This is a genomic window from Kitasatospora sp. SolWspMP-SS2h, from assembly GCF_003259315.1.
Classification (GTDB): domain Bacteria; phylum Actinomycetota; class Actinomycetes; order Streptomycetales; family Streptomycetaceae; genus Kitasatospora; species Kitasatospora fiedleri.
Genome location: NZ_QLLT01000009.1, coordinates 98,846 through 115,979 on the forward strand (window position 1 = coordinate 98,846; position 17,134 = coordinate 115,979).

At 75.9% G+C, this 17,134-nt stretch carries 14 protein-coding genes; 10 read left to right on the top strand and 4 right to left on the bottom strand.

The window, feature by feature from the left end; all coding sequences use genetic code 11:
* The first annotated feature begins 23 nt into the window (after positions 1-23).
* Entirely contained in the window at positions 24-845 is an 822-nt protein-coding gene (locus K353_RS13050) for an MBL fold metallo-hydrolase (RefSeq protein WP_111553755.1), read from the top strand.
* A gap of 102 nt (positions 846-947) precedes the next feature.
* Here K353_RS13050 and K353_RS13055 read toward each other — a convergent pair whose 3' ends face one another.
* Together K353_RS13055 and K353_RS13060 are read right to left on the bottom strand one after the other, a co-directional pair.
* A complete protein-coding gene (locus K353_RS13055) occupies positions 948-1,622 on the bottom strand; it encodes a Crp/Fnr family transcriptional regulator (protein WP_033220149.1) in 675 nt (224 codons plus the stop codon).
* Between the two features lie 146 nt (positions 1,623-1,768).
* Positions 1,769-2,425: a GntR family transcriptional regulator gene (locus tag K353_RS13060; RefSeq protein ID WP_111553756.1), complete on the bottom strand. Its 657-nt coding sequence runs from the start codon at positions 2,423-2,425 to the stop codon at positions 1,769-1,771.
* A gap of 145 nt (positions 2,426-2,570) precedes the next feature.
* Here K353_RS13060 and K353_RS13065 point away from each other — a divergent pair, with 145 nt between their 5' ends.
* Positions 2,571-3,791 (top strand): amidohydrolase, encoded by a 1,221-nt coding sequence (locus K353_RS13065; RefSeq protein ID WP_111553757.1) that lies wholly within the window; start codon positions 2,571-2,573, stop codon positions 3,789-3,791.
* 76 nt (positions 3,792-3,867) lie between these two features.
* Positions 3,868-5,373 carry an APC family permease gene (locus tag K353_RS13070; RefSeq protein ID WP_111553758.1) on the top strand — a complete coding sequence of 502 codons (1,506 nt, stop codon included), beginning with the start codon at positions 3,868-3,870 and terminating at the stop codon, positions 5,371-5,373.
* 204 nt (positions 5,374-5,577) lie between these two features.
* Here the strand turns inward: K353_RS13070 and K353_RS13075 are convergent, their stop codons facing one another.
* Together K353_RS13075 and K353_RS13080 are read right to left on the bottom strand one after the other, a co-directional pair.
* Positions 5,578-6,816, bottom strand: coding sequence for an amidohydrolase (locus K353_RS13075; RefSeq protein WP_370447596.1), 1,239 nt, complete (start codon positions 6,814-6,816; stop codon positions 5,578-5,580).
* Positions 6,817-6,868: 52 nt separating this feature from the next.
* Positions 6,869-7,384: a universal stress protein gene (locus K353_RS13080; RefSeq protein WP_111553760.1), complete on the bottom strand. Its 516-nt coding sequence runs from the start codon at positions 7,382-7,384 to the stop codon at positions 6,869-6,871.
* A gap of 246 nt (positions 7,385-7,630) precedes the next feature.
* Between K353_RS13080 and K353_RS13085 the strand changes: the two genes are divergently transcribed.
* The 7 genes from K353_RS13085 (at position 7,631) to K353_RS13115 (ending at position 17,089) form a co-directional block, all read left to right on the top strand.
* Complete coding sequence (locus K353_RS13085) at positions 7,631-8,206, top strand: universal stress protein (protein ID WP_111553761.1); 576 nt, start codon at positions 7,631-7,633, stop codon at positions 8,204-8,206.
* Positions 8,207-8,687: 481 nt separating this feature from the next.
* Positions 8,688-9,530: an NAD-dependent protein deacetylase gene (locus tag K353_RS13090; RefSeq protein WP_111553762.1), complete on the top strand. Its 843-nt coding sequence runs from the start codon at positions 8,688-8,690 to the stop codon at positions 9,528-9,530.
* A 301-nt stretch (positions 9,531-9,831) separates the two neighbouring features.
* On the top strand, positions 9,832-9,921 hold the full coding sequence (kdpF, locus tag K353_RS34315; protein ID WP_014136735.1) for a K(+)-transporting ATPase subunit F: 90 nt from the start codon (positions 9,832-9,834) through the stop codon (positions 9,919-9,921).
* Between the two features lies 1 nt (position 9,922).
* Complete coding sequence (gene kdpA / locus K353_RS13100; RefSeq protein ID WP_111553764.1) at positions 9,923-11,584, top strand: potassium-transporting ATPase subunit KdpA; 1,662 nt, start codon at positions 9,923-9,925, stop codon at positions 11,582-11,584.
* Positions 11,584-13,671: a potassium-transporting ATPase subunit KdpB gene (gene kdpB, locus K353_RS13105; RefSeq protein ID WP_111553765.1), complete on the top strand. Its 2,088-nt coding sequence runs from the start codon at positions 11,584-11,586 to the stop codon at positions 13,669-13,671. Before kdpA ends, kdpB begins: the two co-directional genes overlap by 1 nt.
* Positions 13,672-13,685: 14 nt before the next feature.
* Positions 13,686-14,294: a potassium-transporting ATPase subunit KdpC gene (kdpC, locus tag K353_RS13110; RefSeq protein ID WP_111553766.1), complete on the top strand. Its 609-nt coding sequence runs from the start codon at positions 13,686-13,688 to the stop codon at positions 14,292-14,294.
* A 194-nt stretch (positions 14,295-14,488) separates the two neighbouring features.
* On the top strand, positions 14,489-17,089 hold the full coding sequence (locus K353_RS13115) for an ATP-binding protein (RefSeq protein WP_111553767.1): 2,601 nt from the start codon (positions 14,489-14,491) through the stop codon (positions 17,087-17,089).
* Positions 17,090-17,134: the final 45 nt, after the last annotated feature.

Sequence of the window (17,134 nt, forward strand, 5' to 3'; positions counted from 1 at the left end):
CGCCGTGCCACCGAGGACGCCGCGTGAGCGGCCTGCTGCCGGGCGACCCCGCCGACACCGTCGGCGGGGTCGCCACCCCGCGCGCCCAGTGCGTGCTCGCCCCCAACCCGTCCCCGATGACGCTGGACGGCACCAACACCTGGCTGCTCTCCGAGCCCGGCTCCGAGCTGGCCGCCGTGGTCGACCCCGGCCCGCTCGACGAGGCCCACCTGCGCCGGATCGTCGACACCGCCGAGCGGCAGGGCAAGCGGATCGCCCTCACCCTGCTCACCCACGGCCACCCCGACCACGCCGAGGGCGCCGCGCGGTTCGCCGAACTCACCGGCACCGCCGTCCGCGCCCTCGACCCGGCGCTGCGGCTCGGCGAGGAGGGCCTGCACGGCGGGCAGCACCTCGACGTCGGCGGCCTCGACCTGCGGGTGGTCGCCACCCCCGGCCACACCTCCGACTCGCTGACCTTCCACCTGCCCGCGGACGGCGCGATCCTCACCGGCGACACCGTCCTGGGCCGCGGCACCACGATGGTCGCCCACCCCGACGGGCGCCTGGGCGACTACCTCGACTCGCTGCGCCACCTGCACGTGATGGCCGCCGAGCACGGCGTGCGCACCGTGCTGCCCGGCCACGGCCCGGTGCTCGCGGACGCGCTGGGCGCCGTCGACTACTACCTGGCCCACCGGGCGTCCCGGCTCGCCCAGGTGGAGACCGCGGTCGAGGACGGGTGCCGCACGGCGGCCGAGGTGGTCGCCCGGGTGTACGCCGACGTCGACCCGGCGCTGTGGCCCGCGGCGGAGCTGTCGGTGCGCGCGCAGCTCACGTACCTGGAGGACCGGGGCCTGATCTAGGGCCGCGTCGGGGACCTTCGCCCCGACGCGGAGCGAGGCCGCCACGGGGGCAGGTGAACCTGCCGTCCGTGGCGGCCTCGCGGTGCGTCCGGGTGCGCGCGGCTAGCGCGAGCGGCGGGAGAGCCGTTCGACGTCGAGCAGGACGACCGCGCGGGCCTCCAGCTTGAGCCAGCCGCGGCCGGCGAAGTCGGCGAGCGCCTTGTTGACCGTCTCGCGGGAGGCGCCGACCAGCTGGGCCAGCTCCTCCTGGGTGAGGTCGTGCGCGACGTGGATGCCCTCGTCGGACGGGACGCCGAAGCGGCGCGAGAGGTCGAGCAGGGCCTTGGCGACGCGGCCGGGCACGTCGGAGAAGACCAGGTCGGACATCACGTCGTTGGTGCGGCGCAGGCGGCGGGCGATGGCGCGCAGCAGGGCGATGGAGACCTCGGGGCGGGCGTGCAGCAGCGGGAGCAGGTCGCCGTGGCCGAGGCCGAGGAGCTTGACCTCGGTGAGGGCGGTGGCGGTGGCGGTGCGCGGGCCCGGGTCGAAGAGCGAGAGCTCGCCGATCATCTCGGAGGGGCCGAGCACGGCGAGCATGTTCTCGCGGCCGTCGGGGGAGGCCCGGTGCAGCTTGACCTTGCCCTCGACCACGACGTACAGCCGGTCGCCCGGGTCGCCCTCGTGGAACAGCGACTCGCCGCGGGCGAGCGTCACCTCGGTCATGGAAGCGCGGAGCTCGGCAGCCTGGTCGTCGTCGAGTGCCGCGAACAGCGCGGCGCGCCGCAGAACGTCGTCCACGAGCTTCCTCCTGCTGGTGTCTGGGCAGTGCTACTCACCACCAAGGATGACGCATGTCGCTCCGATCATATGAGGAGGGGGTGTGCCGAGGTGGGGCCTACGCGGCCATTCGCGCAGTTCGGGTGGGCGTTTCCCGGCTCGGCGGGCTACCCGCCGAGGGCCCGGCGGGCGAAGGCGCGGGTGCCGGCGACGTGGTGGCGGGCGAGGGCGGCGGCGGTCTCCGGGTCGCGGGCCTTGATGGCGTCGAGCAGCTGCTGGTGCTCGGTGCACATCGGGAGGCTGGTCTCGACGTCGGAGGTGAGCCGGAACAGGCGGCGCAGCCGGCCGTCGAGCGGGGCCATCATGTCGCGCAGCAGCGGGTTGCCGGAGAGTTCGACGATCTCGCGGTGGAAGTCGGCGTTCAGGCTGACCGTCTCGCGCAGCCGGCCGGCCGCGGCGGCCTTGCGGGTGCGGGCCAGGACGCGTTCGAGGCCGCGGATGCCGGCGGGGGTGGCGTGCAGGGCGGCGAGGCTGGCGGCGAGGGCTTCGAGGGATTCGCGGACGGCGAAGAAGTGCTCGGCCTCGGCGGGGCCGAAGTCGGCGACGACGGCGCCGCGGCGGGCCTGGACGGTGAGGAAGCCCTCGCGTTCGAGGCGCTGCATGGCCTCGCGGACCGGTATCCGCGAGACGCCCATGCCGTCGGCGAGTTCGCGTTCGACCAGGCGCTGCCCGGCGGGGTACTCGCCCTCGATGATCCGCTCGCGCAGCTGGACGTAGACGAGGTCCGCCAGCGACTGGTGGGCGTCGCCGAGGGTGTCGGTCATCGGGAGGGCTCCAGGCGGAAGCGGGCGGACGGAGCGGGCAGTGGACCAGATCATTCCAGATCGGTTCCGACTCCCTCTTGTCTGGTATTCGGTATACCAGATAGCTTGGCCGCTCACCGCCCCCGACGAGCCCAGGAGCCCACCCGTGACCACCCTCCCGCCAGGGCCGCAGCTGCTGCTGGACGCCACCCTCCCGGACGGCTCCCGGGCCGACCTGCGGATCGCGGACGGCCGGATCGCCGCCCTCACCCCCGTCCCGGCCGGGCGCGAGCGGGTCGAGCCGGGGGCCGGCGAGGTCGCGCTGGACGGGGCGCTGCTGCTGCCCGCGCTGGTCGACGGGCACGCCCACCTGGACAAGACCTTCCTCGGCGCGCCCTGGCAGCCGCACCGCCCGACGTCCACCCTGCGCGAGCAGATCGCCGCCGAGCGGGCGCTGCGCCGCGAGGTGGCCGGGCGGACGCCGGTGGCCGACCGGGCGGAGGCGCTGGCCCGCCGGATGGCCGCGCTCGGCACCGGCTTCGTCCGCTCGCACGTGGACGTCGACCCGGACACCGGGCTGGACCACCTGCACGCGGTGCTGGAGGCGCGCGAGCGGGTCCGGGAGCTGATCGACGTGCAGCTGGTGGCGTTCCCGCAGAGTGGCGTGGTGGCCGAGCCCGGGGTGGCGCGGCTGCTGGACGCGGCGCTGCGGGAGGGCGCCGAACTGATCGGCGGACTGGACCCGTTCGGCTTCGACCGGGACGCGGACGGCCAGCTGGACGTGGTGTTCGGCCTGGCCGAGCGGCACGGCGCGGGCGTCGACATCCACCTGCACGACGGCGGCGGGGCCGGCGCGGCGCAGCTGCGGGCGATCGCCGACCGGACGGCGGCGCTGGGCCTGGGCGGGAAGGTCGCGGTCAGCCACGCGTACTGCCTCGGGCAGCTGGCCGGGCCCGAGCTGGCCCGGACCGCCGGGGCGCTGGCGGCGGCCGGGGTGGCGGTGATGACCAACGGCCCGGCCCGGAGCATGCCGCCGGTGAAGCTGCTGCACGAACTGGGCGTGCTGGTGTTCGCCGGCTCCGACAACATCCGCGACGCCTGGTGGCCGTACGGCACCGGCGACATGCTGGAGCGGACCACGGTCATCGGCCTCCAGGGCGAGCTGATGACCGATCAGGACCTCGCGCTGGCGGCGGAGTTCGCCACCGGCCACGCCGCCCGGGCGCTGGGCGTCGCGGAGTACGGGATCGCCGCCGGGCGGCCCGCGAACCTGGTGGCCGTCGCCGCGGGCTCGGTGCCCGAGGCCGTCGCCGCGCACCCCGAACGGCTGCTGGTGCTGCACCGCGGCCGCACCGTCCTGGACCGCCTCGGCGGCCCCCCGCAGTAACGCGGTCACCCCCCTGCCGCAGTCACCCCCACGCACCCCCACGCACCTGCGCAGCACCCCGGAAGGAACCCCCGCCATGACCCTCAGCTCCTCCGCCGCCCGGGCGTCCGCCCCGGCCGAGCCGCCCGGACCGCCCGGCTCCTCCGGCTCGCCCGACCCGTCCGGCCGGCTGGCCAAGGGCCTGATCGGCACCACCGACCTGGTGTTCTTCGTGGTCGCCGCCGCCGCGCCGCTGACCGTGCTGGCCGGGATCGCCCCGTTCGCGATCGGGGTGGGCGGGGCGTCCGCGCCGGCCGCGTACCTGATCTCGGGCGCGCTGCTGGTGCTGTTCGCCGCCGGGTTCACCGCGATGAGCCGGTACGTGCGCAACGCGGGCGCGTTCTACGCGTACGTGGCGCGCGGGCTGGGGCGCACCCTCGGCGTGGTCACCGCCTACGTGGCGGTGGTCAGCTACAACCTGATCACCCCGGGCGTGGCCGCCGCGTTCGGCTACTTCGCGGCCGGGCACATCGAGCAGCGGACCGGCGCGCACGTGCCGTGGTGGCTGCTGTCCGGGGCGTGCGTGCTGGTGGTCGGCGTGCTCGGCTGGCTGAAGGTCACGCTGTCGGCGAAGGTGCTGGGCGTGGCGCTGGTGCTGGAGGTGCTGTCGCTGCTGCTGATGGAGGGCGGGGTGCTGGCCGACCGGGGGACGGCCGCGCTCGACCCGGTCTCCTTCGACCCGTCGCTGCTCACCCAGGCCGGGGTGGCGGGCATGTTCGTGCTGGTGATCGGTGCCTTCACCGGCTTCGAGGCGACCGCGATCTACGCTGAGGAGGCCCGCGACCCGGCCCGCACCGTGCCGCGCGCCACGTTCATCGCGATCGGCTTCCTGGCGGTGTTCTACGCCCTGGGCACCTGGATCGTGATGGGCGCGTACGGCACCGACGACGCGGTCGCCCGGGCCCGCGCGGACGGCGGCCCCGACCTGACCTTCCGGGCCGCCGAGCGCTTCGTCGGCCTCTGGCTGTCGGACACCATGCACGTGCTGATCATCGTCTCGGCGTTCGCCTCCGCGCTGGCCTTCCACAACGCCGCCGCCCGCTACCTGTACGCGCTGGGCCGGGAGGGCCTGCTGCCGCGCCCGCTCGGGCGGGTCTCGCCGCGGACCGGCTCGCCGGGGACGGCGGTGCTGGTGCAGTCGGTGTTCAACGCGCTGGTGATCGGGCTGGGCGCGGTGCTCGCGGTCGACCCGTACCTGGTGGTGCTGCTCTGGTCGAACAGCGTCGGCGTGCTCGGGATCATGGTGATGCAGGCGCTGGCGGCGGTCGCGGTGTTCGCGTTCTTCCGCACCGACCGGCGCGGGATGTCCGCGTTCCGGGTGGTCTGGGCGCCGCTGCTGGCGGCGGGCGGGCTGGCCGTGCTCAGCATGCTCGCGCTGTTCAACTTCGACCTGCTGACCGGGCGCACCGGGCTGGTCAACTGGCTGCTGCTGGTGCCGCTGCCGGCGGTCGCGGCGGCCGGCTGGCTGGTCGCCCGGCGGATCCGGCGCACCGACCCGGAGCGGTTCGCCCGGCTGACCGAGGTCGACGTCGAACGCGGCTGAGCGGGCCCGCGGACGGCGGTGGCGGCCCCGGCGCGGGGGCGGCCACCGCCGCCGCGGCGTGCTCCGGCCCCGGTGGCGGTCCCGGTGGCGGCTCCGGCCCCGGCGGTGGCCCCGGCCCCGGCGGTGGCTCCGAGCGGGACGGTGGTGGCCCCGGGCGGGGCGGTGGTGGCCTCGGGCGGGCGGCCACCGCCGTCGCGGCGGGCCTCAGGCGACCAGCGCGCTGTGCTCGGCGACCACCCGGCCGGCCTTCACCACCAGCTCGCGCGGCGGCAGGTCGACCACCACCTGCGGGACGCACTCGCCGTCCACCAGCAGGAAGTCGGCGGGGGAGCCGGGCGCCAGGTCGGCCCTGGGCAGGCCCAGCAGCTCGGCGCCGCCGTGCGCGGCCAGCTCCAGGCAGTCGGTCAGCTCCCGGTCGGTGCGGGCGTCGGTGGTCCAGCCCAGCAGGTGCGTCCGGTGCAGCATGTCGGCGTTGCCGTACGGGCTCCAGGAGTCCCGGACGCCGTCCGAGCCGAGGCCGACCCGCACCCCGCGCGAGCGCAGCGCGCGGAACGGCAGCACCTGGTGCGCGGACGGGGCGACCGTGGTCAGCGCGATCCCGGCGTCCGCCAACAGGTCGGCGGTGCGGTCGAGTTCGGCGGCGGACAGCTCGGCCAGGCAGAACGCGTGGCTGGCCGTCACCCGGCCGCGGAGCCCGGCGGCGACCGTCCGGGCGGCGAGCGCGCGCAGCGGGCCCAGGCCGGTCGCGCCGAGGTCGTGCAGGTGCACGTCCAGCAGCACGCCGTACCGCTCGGCCAGGCCGAACAGCAGGTCGAACTGCTCGCGGCCGTCCGCGCCGCCGCCGTCGAACCCGGCCGGGTCGATGCCGCCGACCGCGTCCACCAGGCCCTCGCGGGCCGCGGCGGTCAGCAGCTCCGCCGTGCCCGGGGCGCGCACCACGCCGTGCTGCGGGAACGCCACCGACTGCACGTCCAGCTTCCCGGCCAGCCGCTCGGCGGCCTCGCGCAGGCCGGTCGCCCCGGCCAGGCCGTACGCGGGGGCGACGTCCACGTGCGCGCGCACGGCGCGGGTGCCGCGGGTCACCGCGTGGGCGAGCAGGCGGTGCGCGCGCACGCCGACCGGGGACCGCTGGTGCGCGGCCAGCTCGACGTCACCGGCCACGTACTCCGGCAGGCCGTGCGCCGGGCGGCGGCTGTACCAGGGCTCGCCCCAGCCGGTCTTGTCCGGGTGCAGGTGGGCGTCGACCAGGGTCGGCAGCGCGATCCGGCCGCCGCCCTCCACCACCACCGGGCGGGCACCCGCGGGCGGCCCGGCCGCCAGGACGCCGTCCACGGCGACCAGGTCGGTGACCGGGCCGCCGAACGGGCGGACCTGGCGGAACAGCGTGACGTGCATGGTGGCGCTCCCGGGGTGGTGCTGAGGGCTCTGTCCGGCACCAATCAAACCGCTTCCGGGCGGGCAGTCAACTTGCTTGTGCTGTAGGCGAGTTGGCGATTCATGCTGCCCGAACGACGGCCCGCCGGCCGGGGTCCGGACCGGGGCCCGGGGCGCCGGACCGGGGTGGTGCGGGCAGCGGGGTCGGCGCGGACGGGCGGTCGGCGGGGACGGTCAGCACCGGGCAGGGCGCGTGGGCCCGGCAGTGGTGGGCGGTACGGGTGCCGCGCAGGTGCGGCAGGCCGTGGCGGCGGTGGGGGCGGTGGTGGCGGCCGTCCGCGCCGAGCAGCAGCAGGTCGCCCGGGCCGCCGACCTCCGCCACCAGCGCGGCACCCGCCGGGCCGGACGCCACCACCGGACGGACCACCACCCCGTCCGGCCAGCCCCCGGCCGCCTGCCGCAGCGCCGCGTCCAGCAGCCGCCGGGCCGCCGCGTCGTCCGGCGGGCGCCCGGCCAGCAGCGGCACCAGCACCGCGCCCCGGGCCGCCGCCTCCGGCACCGCCCGCCGCAGCGCGGCCAGACTGCCCGGCGAACCGTCCACGCCGACCACCACCCGCGGTTCCCGCCACTGCGCCATGACCGCCGCCTCCTCCTCGTCCTCCCTCCAGTGAACGCCCGGACGGGGCGGCCGGGCGTCAAGGCGGCGTCGGGAAACCGGCGGTGGACGTCAGGGAGGTGTCAAGGCGCGGCCCGCAGCCCGTCCGCCCGGGTCTGCTGGTACCGGGACGCGGGCCCGGCGACCGGAAGGCCGGGCCCGCGCACCCGGCGGAACGGCCGCGGCGGACCGGACGGGACGACGGGCCGGAAGGGAACGGAGGACGGGATGGCACAGCCGGCGCGCATCGTGGTCGGAGTCAGCGGGTCGCTCGGCAGCCTCGCCGCGCTGCACCGCGCCGTCGCCGAGACCCGGCGGGCCGGGCCGGACGCGCACCTGCTGGTGCTGCACGCCTGGGAACCGCCCGGCGGCGAGTTCGGACACCGGCGCTCGCCCTGCCCGCCGCTGCTGTCCGCCGCCCGGGCCGCCGCCGAGGAGAACCTGGCCGCGGCGCTGGCGGAGGCGTTCGGCGGGGCCGGCCCCGGGGTGCCGCTCACCGCGCGGACGGTGCGCGGCGAACCCGCCGCCGTCCTGCTCGCCGCCGCGGACCGGCCCGGCGACCTGCTGGTGCTCGGTCCGGCCGGCCCCTGGTGGCACCGCGGCCTGCGCGGCCCCCTCCCGGCCCGCTGCGTGCGGAAGGCCCGCTGTCCGGTGCTGGTGGTGCCCAGGCCCGAACTCGCCCTGGCGCTGGACGGGTTGAGCCGACGGCGGGTGAACGCCGAACTGCGCGGGCTGGTCGGCGCGGACGCGCGCGCGGGCGCTGCGGGGCGGCGGCGGGGCGAAGGTGGCCTGACGCGGCACTAGGCCCGGTCCGGTCGGTCTTGTCGGATCGGCGCGCGGCGTCGGGCGCCCGGCAAGACCGGCCGGACCGGGCCTGGCCGAGCGGCTGCCGACCGCCGGCTCCGGCGTTCCCGCCGGGCCGCGTGAGCGCTGCGGGGCGACGAGCGGCGGCGGCCGGAGCCGTGGGGGCCCGGCCGCCGCGAACGGGGGGCGGGCGGGGCCCGGACGGTGCGTGGGGGCACCGTCCGGGCCGCGCCCGGTCCGGGGGGCGGGAACGCGCGGGGGCGCGAGCGGGTCGTGGAAGCGCTCCCGAGAAAGATCCGTGCGCTTCTTCTGTCCGGGCGGTGGATCGAAGTACAAAGGAGACAGCGGAAGTTCGGGCTGTGGGGGCCCGGGCGTCCGCACCCGGGGCGGCCCGGGCGGTGCGTGGGGGTACTGCCTGGGCCGCCGGGTTCCGCCCCCGGTCTGCGCCGGTCTCCGCCGGTTCCGGCGCGGGCGTTCCACAATGGACGGCATGAGCGTGCACGAGGACGGGCTTCCCGCGCTGGGCCGGCTGCTGGCCGGCGGCGGCGTGGTGGTGCTGAGCGGGGCCGGGCTGTCCACCGAGTCCGGCATCCCGGACTACCGCGGGCCGGACGGCGTCCGCCGGAACCGGGCACCGATGACGTACCAGGAGTTCGTCGCGGGGGAGCCGGCCCGGCGCCGCTACTGGGCGCGCAGCCACGCCGGCCGGGCGGTGATCGCCCGGGCCCGCCCGAACGCCGGGCACCTCGCGGTGGCCCGGCTGCGCGACACCGGCCGGGTCTCGGCCGTGATCACCCAGAACGTGGACGGCCTGCACCGCGCCGCGGGCACCGCCGACGCCGTCGAACTGCACGGCGGCCTCGACCGCGTGGTCTGCCTCGACTGCGGCGCCGTCACCGCCCGCACCGCCCTCGACGAGCGCCTCGCCGCGCTCAACCCGGCCTTCCGGGAAGCCGGTTCGCGGATCAACCCGGACGGCGACGTCGAACTGCCGGACGGCCTGGTCGCCTCGTTCGCCGTCGCGCCCTGCACCGCCTGCGGCGGCGTGCTCAAGCCGGACGTGGTGTTCTTCGGCGAGAGCGTCCCCAAGGACCGGGTCGAGCACTGCTACCGCCTGGTCGACGAGGGCCGCGCCCTGCTGGTCCTCGGCTCCTCGCTGGCGGTGCTCTCCGGCCTGCGCTTCGTCCGGCACGCCGCCAAGACCGGCAAGCCGGTGGCCATCGTCACCCGCGGCACCACCCGCGGCGACGACCTCGCCGACATCCGGATCGACCGCCCGCTCGGCGCGGCCCTCACCGAGCTGGCCGCGCCCTTCGCGGAGTAGCGGTAGCCGCCGGGGCGCGGGGCGCCGGACGCGGAGCGCGGGTGGCGCCGGGAGCCGGCAAGACGGCGTCAGGGGTGGTCGGAGCCGTCAAGGCGGCGTCAAGGCGGCCCGGGCGGCCGTATGGGGCGCGTCAGGAACGGCGGGGACGGCCGGTTCCGCTGCTTGGCTCGGGGTGTCGGCGAACGCGCCGGCCACCGTTCCGAGCCACCCTGGTGGATGCCATGTCAGACCTGCTCTACGTCGGTGTCACGGCCGCCGTGTTCGCCGTCATCGCCCTGATCGCCCGGGGGGTGGAGAAGCTGTGAGCGCCGAGCACATAGCGGGTCTCCTCGTCGCCGCCGCGCTGGTCGGGTACCTCGTCCTCGCGCTGATCCACCCGGAGAAGTTCTGACATGGGCCCCACTCCTGCCGGGTGGCTCCAGGCCATCGCCCTGGTCGGCGCGCTGGCCCTGTGCTACCGCCCGCTCGGCGACTACATCGCCGGGCTGCTGACCTCCGCCCGCCACCTGAGAGCCGAGAAGGCGCTGTACCGGGTGGTCGGCGTCGACGCCGACGCCGACCAGCGCTGGCCGGTGTACCTGCGCTCGGTGCTGGCGTTCTCGGTGCTGTCGGTGCTGTTCCTGTACGGGCTGATCCGGCTCCAGACGCACCTGCTGCTGAGCCTGGGCGTGCCCGAGATGGACGCGCACCAGGCGTGGAACACCGCCGTCTCCTTCACCACCAACACCAACTGGCAGTCGTACAGCGGCGAGGCCGCGATGGGCCACCTGGTGCAGATGGCCGGGCTGGCGGTGCAGAACTTCGTCTCGGCGGCGGTCGGCATCGCGGTGGTGGCCGCGCTGATCCGCGGCTTCACCCGCCACCGCACCGACCGGGTCGGCAACTTCTGGGTCGACCTGACCCGGATCTCGCTGCGGCTGCTGCTGCCGCTCGCGGTCCTCTTCGCGCTGGTGCTGGTGGCCGGCGGCGTGGTGCAGAACCTCCACGGCTTCCACGAGGTGACCACCCTCACCGGCGGCTCGCAGCCGATCCCCGGCGGGCCAGTGGCCTCGCAGGAGGTCATCAAGCTGCTGGGCACCAACGGCGGCGGCTTCTACAACGCCAACTCGGCGCACCCGTTCGAGAACCCGACCGGCTTCACCAACCTGGTCGAGGTGTTCCTGCTGCTGGTGATCGCCTTCGCGCTGCCGCGCACCTTCGGCACCATGGTCGGCGACCACCGCCAGGGCTACGCGATCGTCTCCGTGATGGCGCTGTTCTGGGTGGCCTCGGCGGCCCTGGTCACCTTCTTCGAGCACCAGCACTCCGGCAGCGCGCTGCAGGCGGCCGGCGCGGCGATGGAGGGCAAGGAGCAGCGGTTCGGCATCGCGGCCTCCGGCCTGTTCGCGGCGTCCACCACGCTCACCTCGACCGGCGCGGTCAACTCCTTCCACGACTCGTTCACGCCGCTCGGCGGCGGGCTGACCGTCTTCAACATGATGCTCGGCGAGATCGCGCCCGGCGGCACCGGCTCCGGCCTGTACGGGATGCTGGTGCTGGCGATCGTGGCGGTGTTCGTGGCGGGCCTGATGGTCGGCCGGACCCCCGAGTACCTGGGCAAGAAGCTCGGCGGCCGGGAGATGAAGTTCGCCTCGCTGTACATCCTCACCACCCCGGCGATCGTGCTGATCGGCGCGGGCACCGCGATCGCGCTGCCCGGCGAGCGGGCCGGGATGCTGAACGACGGCGCGCACGGCTTCTCCGAGGTGCTGTACGCGTTCACCTCGGCCGCGAACAACAACGGTTCGGCGTTCGCCGGCATCACGGTGAACACCACCTGGTACGACACGGCGCTGGGCCTGGCGATGGTGTTCGGCCGGTTCCTGCCGGTGGTGTTCGTCCTCGCGCTGGCCGGCTCGCTGGCCCGGCAGCGGCCCGTCCCGGCGGGTGCGGGCACGCTGCCCACGCACCGGCCGCTGTTCGTCGGCCTGCTGGCGGGCGTGATCCTGATCGTCGTCGGCCTCACCTACTTCCCGGCCCTGGCCCTCGGGCCGATCGCAGAAGGTCTCCACTGATGTCCACCAGCACTGTTGAACCCGCCCCGCACCGGGCCGCGGCCGGCCTGCTCGATCCGAAACAGCTGCTCGCCGCGCTGCCCGACGCGGTGCGCAAGCTCGACCCCCGGGTGATGGTGAAGAACCCGGTGATGTTCGTGGTCGAGGTCGGCTCGGTGGTCACCACCGTCGCCGCGATCGCCGACCCGTCCGTCTTCGGCTGGGCGATCACCGGCTGGCTCTGGCTGACCACGGTCTTCGCCAACCTGGCGGAGGCGGTCGCCGAGGGCCGCGGCAAGGCGCAGGCCGACACGCTGCGCCGCGCCAAGTCCGGCACCGTGGCGCGCCGGCTCGCCGACTGGCCCGCCGCCCGGACGGAGGAGGAGGTCCCGGGCACCGCACTGAAGTTGGGCGACCACGTGGTGGTCGAAGCCGGGCAGGTCATCCCGGGCGACGGCGACGTGGTGGAGGGCGTCGCGTCCGTGGACGAGTCGGCGATCACCGGCGAGTCCGCGCCGGTGATCCGGGAGTCCGGCGGCGACCGCAGCGCGGTGACCGGCGGCACCCGGGTGCTGTCCGACCGGATCGTGGTGCGGATCTCCGCCGAGCCGGGCAAGACCTTCATCGACCGGATGATCGCCCTGGTGGAGGGCGCGTCCCGGCAGAAGACGCCGAACGAGATCGCGCTGAACATCCTGCTGGCCTCGCTGACCGTCGTCTTCCTGATCGCGGTGGTCACCCTCCAGCCGATGGCCGCCTACGCCGGGGCCCCGCAGCCGACCATCGTGCTGGTGGCGCTGATCGTGGCGCTGATCCCGACCACCATCGGCGCGCTGCTCTCGGCGATCGGCATCGCGGGCATGGACCGCCTGGTGCAGCGCAACGTGCTGGCGATGTCCGGCCGGGCCGTGGAGGCCGCGGGCGACGTCAACACGCTGCTGCTGGACAAGACCGGCACCATCACGCTCGGCAACCGGCAGGCCGCCGAGTTCCGGCCCGCGTCCGGCGTGACGGCCGAGGAACTGGCGGACGCCGCCCAGCTCTCCTCGCTCGCCGACGAGACCCCGGAGGGCCGCTCGATCGTGGTGCTCGCCAAGACGGCGCACGGCCTGCGGGCCCGCGCCCAGGGCGAGTTGACGCACGCCACCTGGGTGCCGTTCACCGCGCGGACCCGGATGTCGGGCGTCGACCTGGCCGAGGCCGACGGCGTCCACCAGGTCCGCAAGGGCGCGGCGGGCGCGGTGTCCCACTGGGTGCGCGAGAACGGCGGCGGCGTCGGCGCCGAGGTCTCCGCGCTGGTCGACGCGATCGCCTCGGCCGGCGGCACCCCGCTCGTCGTCGCCGCCAGGCTCGGGGCCGCCCCCGCCCGGGTGCTCGGCGTGATCCACCTCAAGGACGTGGTCAAGGAGGGCATGCGGGAGCGCTTCGAGGAGCTCCGCCGGATGGGCATCAGGACCGTGATGATCACCGGCGACAACCCGCTGACCGCCCGGGCCATCGCCGAGGAGGCGGGCGTGGACGACTTCCTCGCCGAGGCCACGCCCGAGGACAAGCTGGCCCTGATCCGCACGGAGCAGGAGGGCGGCAAGCTGGTCGCGATGACCGGCGACGGCACCAACGACGCCCCGGCGCTCGCCCAGGCCGACGTCGGCGTGGCGATGAACACCGGCACCATGGCGGCCAAGGAGGCCGGCAACATGGTGGACCTCGACTCCAACCCCACCAAGCTGATCGAGATCGTCGAGATCGGCAAGCAACTGCTGATCACCCGGGGCGCGTTGACGACCTTCTCGATCGCCAACGACGTGGCCAAGTACTTCGCGATCATCCCGGCGATGTTCGCCGGGGTCTACCCGGGCCTGAGCCACCTCAACGTCATGGGCCTGCACAGCCCGCAGTCCGCGATCACCTCGGCGGTCGTCTTCAACGCCCTGGTCATCGTCGGCCTGATCCCGCTCGCCCTGCGCGGCGTCAAGTACCGCCCCAGCGGCGCGAGTTCGCTGCTGTCCCGGAACATCGGGATCTACGGGATCGGCGGCCTGATCGTCCCCTTCGTCGGCATCAAGGCGATCGACCTGATCGTCCGGTTCATCCCCGGCCTGAGCTGAGAGAGGCCCGTCCCATGCCCACCATCGTGCGCACCCACCTCACCGCGCTGCGGATGCTGCTGGTGATGACCGTGATCCTCGGCCTCGCCTACCCCCTGCTGGTCACCGGCGTCAGCCGAATCGCCTTCCCCGCCAAGGCCGACGGCTCGATCGTCGAGTCCGACGGCAGGCCGGTCGGCTCCAGCCTGCTCGGCCAGTCCTTCGACCTGCCGAAGACCGGCGAGGACGACCCGGCCCGGCCGGACCCGAAGTGGTTCCAGCCCCGCCCGTCCGCCGGCGGCTACGACCCGGCCGCCTCCGGCGCGTCCAACCTCGGCCCGAACAGCGCCGACCTGCTGAAGGCCGTCGAGGAACGCCGGGCCGCCGTCGCCGCCTTCGACGGCGTCGACCCGGCGAGCGTCCCGCCGGACGCGCTGACCGCCTCCGGCTCCGGGCTCGACCCGCACATCTCGGTCGCCTACGCCCGGGAGCAGGTCGACCGGGTCGCCGCCGCCCGCGGCATCCCCGCCGACACCCTGCGGAAGCTGATCGGCGCGTGCACCGACGGCCGCTCGCTCGGCTTCCTCGGCCAGCCCGGCGTCAACGTCCTCCGGCTCAACCAGGCGGTCGCCGACCTCAAGTGACGGCTCGTCAGTCACCCGTACCGGTCGGCCCGGACGCTCCCCCGTCCGGGCCGACCCGCCGCGTCCCCGGCTGACTGCCGCGTCCCCGGCTGACCGCCACCGACCCTCGCTGATCGCCACCGACCCCCGCCGACCCGTCGCCCCCCGCCGATCCGTCGACCCGGCACCGACCCCCGCCGCCGAGAGGAGCCGCCATGACCGCTGACCCCGGGCCGCACCCCGAGGGCCGCCGGCGCGGCCGGCTGCGGGTCTACCTCGGCGCCGCCCCCGGCGTCGGCAAGACCTACCGGATGCTGGACGAGGCGCACCGCCGCCGGGAGCGCGGCACCGACGTGGTGGTCGGCTGGCTGGACACCCACGACCGCCCGCGCACCGCCCGCCTGCTCGACGGCCTGGAACGGCTCCCGCCCGCCGTGCGTCGCCACCGCGGCGCCGAGTTCGCCGAACTCGACCTGGACGCGCTGCTGGCCCGCCGCCCCGAACTCGCCCTGGTCGACGAACTCGCCCACACCAACGTCCCCGGCGGGCGGCACGCCAAGCGCTGGCAGGACGTCGAGGACCTGCTCGCGGCGGGCATCGACGTGGTCACCACCGTCAACATCCAGCACCTGGAGTCGCTCAACGACGTCGTCCAGCAGATCACCGGCGTCCCGCAGCGCGAGACCGTCCCCGACGCGGTGGTGCGCCGCGCCGACCAGATCGAACTGGTCGACATGGCCCCGCAGGCCCTGCGCCGCCGCCTCGCCCACGGCAACGTGTACCGGGCCGAGCAGGTCGACGCGGCGCTCGCCCACTACTTCCGGGTCGGCAACCTGACCGCGCTGCGCGAACTCGCCCTGCTCTGGCTGGCCGACCGGGTCGACGAGGGACTGCGCGACTACCGCGCCGCCCACCGCATCGACCGGGTCTGGGAGACCCGCGAACGGGTCGTGGCCGCGCTCACCGGCGGCCCCGAGGGCGTCACCCTGATCCGCCGCGCCGCCCGGATCGCGGACCGGGCCGCGGGCGGCGGCCTGCTCGCCGTGCACGTCACCCGCAGCGACGGCCTGGCCGGCGCCTCCCCGGCCCGGCTCGCCGAGCAGCGGCAGCTGGTGGAGTCCCTCGGCGGCAGCTACCACGTGGTGGTCGGCGACGACATCCCCGCGGCGCTGCTGGCCTTCGCCCGGGCCCGGGACGCCACCCAGCTCGTCCTCGGCACCAGCCGGCGCGGCCGGACCGCCCGCTTCCTCACCGGCCCCGGCATCGGCGAGACCACCGTCGCCCGCTCCGCCGGCATCGACGTGCACCTCGTCCCCCACGCCTTCACCGGCCGCGGCCGACTGCCCGCGCTGGGCCGCCGCCACTCCCGCCGCCGCACCCTCACCGGGTACGCCGCCGGGCTCGCCGTGCCCGCCCTGCTGACCGCCGGACTCGCCCGGGCGCACACCGCGCTGAACCTCACCACCGACGCACTGGCCCTCCAACTCGGCGTGGTGGCCGTCGCGCTGCTCGGCGGCGCGCTCTCCGCGCTGCTGGCCTCGCTGACCGCCGCGCTGCTGCTGAACTACTACTTCATCCCGCCGGTGCACACCTTCACCATCGGCGAGGCCAACAACCTCATCGCCCTCGCCGTGTTCGCCGCCGTCGCGCTCTGCGTCTCCACCGTGGTCGACCACGCCGGACGGCAGACCGCCCGGGCGGCCCGCGCCACCGCCGAGGCCGAGACGCTCTCCACCCTGGCCGGCTCCGTGCTGCGCGGCACCGACGCCGTCCCCGACCTGCTGGAACGCGCCCGCACCTCGTTCGGCCTGGACTCCGCCGCCCTGCTCGACCGCGCCACCGGCGAGGTCCTCGCCCGCGCCGACGACGCCGCGACCGACGACGCCGCGGCCGACGGCACCGCGGTTCCCGGCACCGTCGCGGTTCCCGACGCCGCGGCTCCCGGCACCGCCGCGGAGGCCACCGAGTTCGGCGTCGGCGCGGACGCCGTACTGGTCCTCACCGGGCGCCGGCTGCCCGACACCGACCAGCGCGTCCTCGCCGCGTTCGGCGCCCACCTCGCCGCCGCCCTCGAACGCGACCGGCTGGCCACCGCCGCCGCCGAGCTCGAACCGATCCGCGCCGCCGACCGGATGCGCACCGCCCTGCTCACCGCCGTCGGCCACGACCTGCGCACCCCGCTGGCCGCCGCCCTCGCCTCGGTCGGCTCGCTGCGCAGCCCCGACGTCGACTTCTCGGCGGCGGACCGGGCCGAACTGCTCGACCTCGCCGACGAGTCCCTGCACCGGCTCGCCCGCCTGGTCGACGACCTGCTCGACCTCAGCCGCCTCCGGGCCGGCGCCCTCACCGCGCACCTGCGCCCCACCCGCCTGGACGAGGTCCTGCCCGCCGCCCTCGACGCGCTCGCCGAACCCGGCGCCGCCGCCCCGGTCACCGCCACCCCGGTCACCGCCGCCATCGAGGGCGTCCCGCCGGTCCTCGCCGACCCGCCGCTGCTCGCCCGCGTCCTCGGCAACGTGATCGCCAACGCCCTGCGCCACACCCCGCCGGGCGTCCCCGTCCTGGTCGCCGCCTCCAGCCACGCCGACCAGGTCGAGATCCGGGTGGTCGACCGCGGCCCCGGCATCCCCCCGGCCGACCGCGACCGGGTCTTCCTGCCCTTCCAGCGCCTGGGCGACACCGACAACACCACCGGAACCGGCCTCGGCCTGGCCCTCTCCCGGGGTCTCACCGAGGCGATGGGCGGCACCCTCGACCTGGAGGACACCCCGGGCGGCGGCACCACCGTGCTGCTCACCCTCCCCGCGGCCCGCTGACCCGGTGGCGGGAGCGGGCCGCGGCGCGCTTGCCCGCGGGGTTGC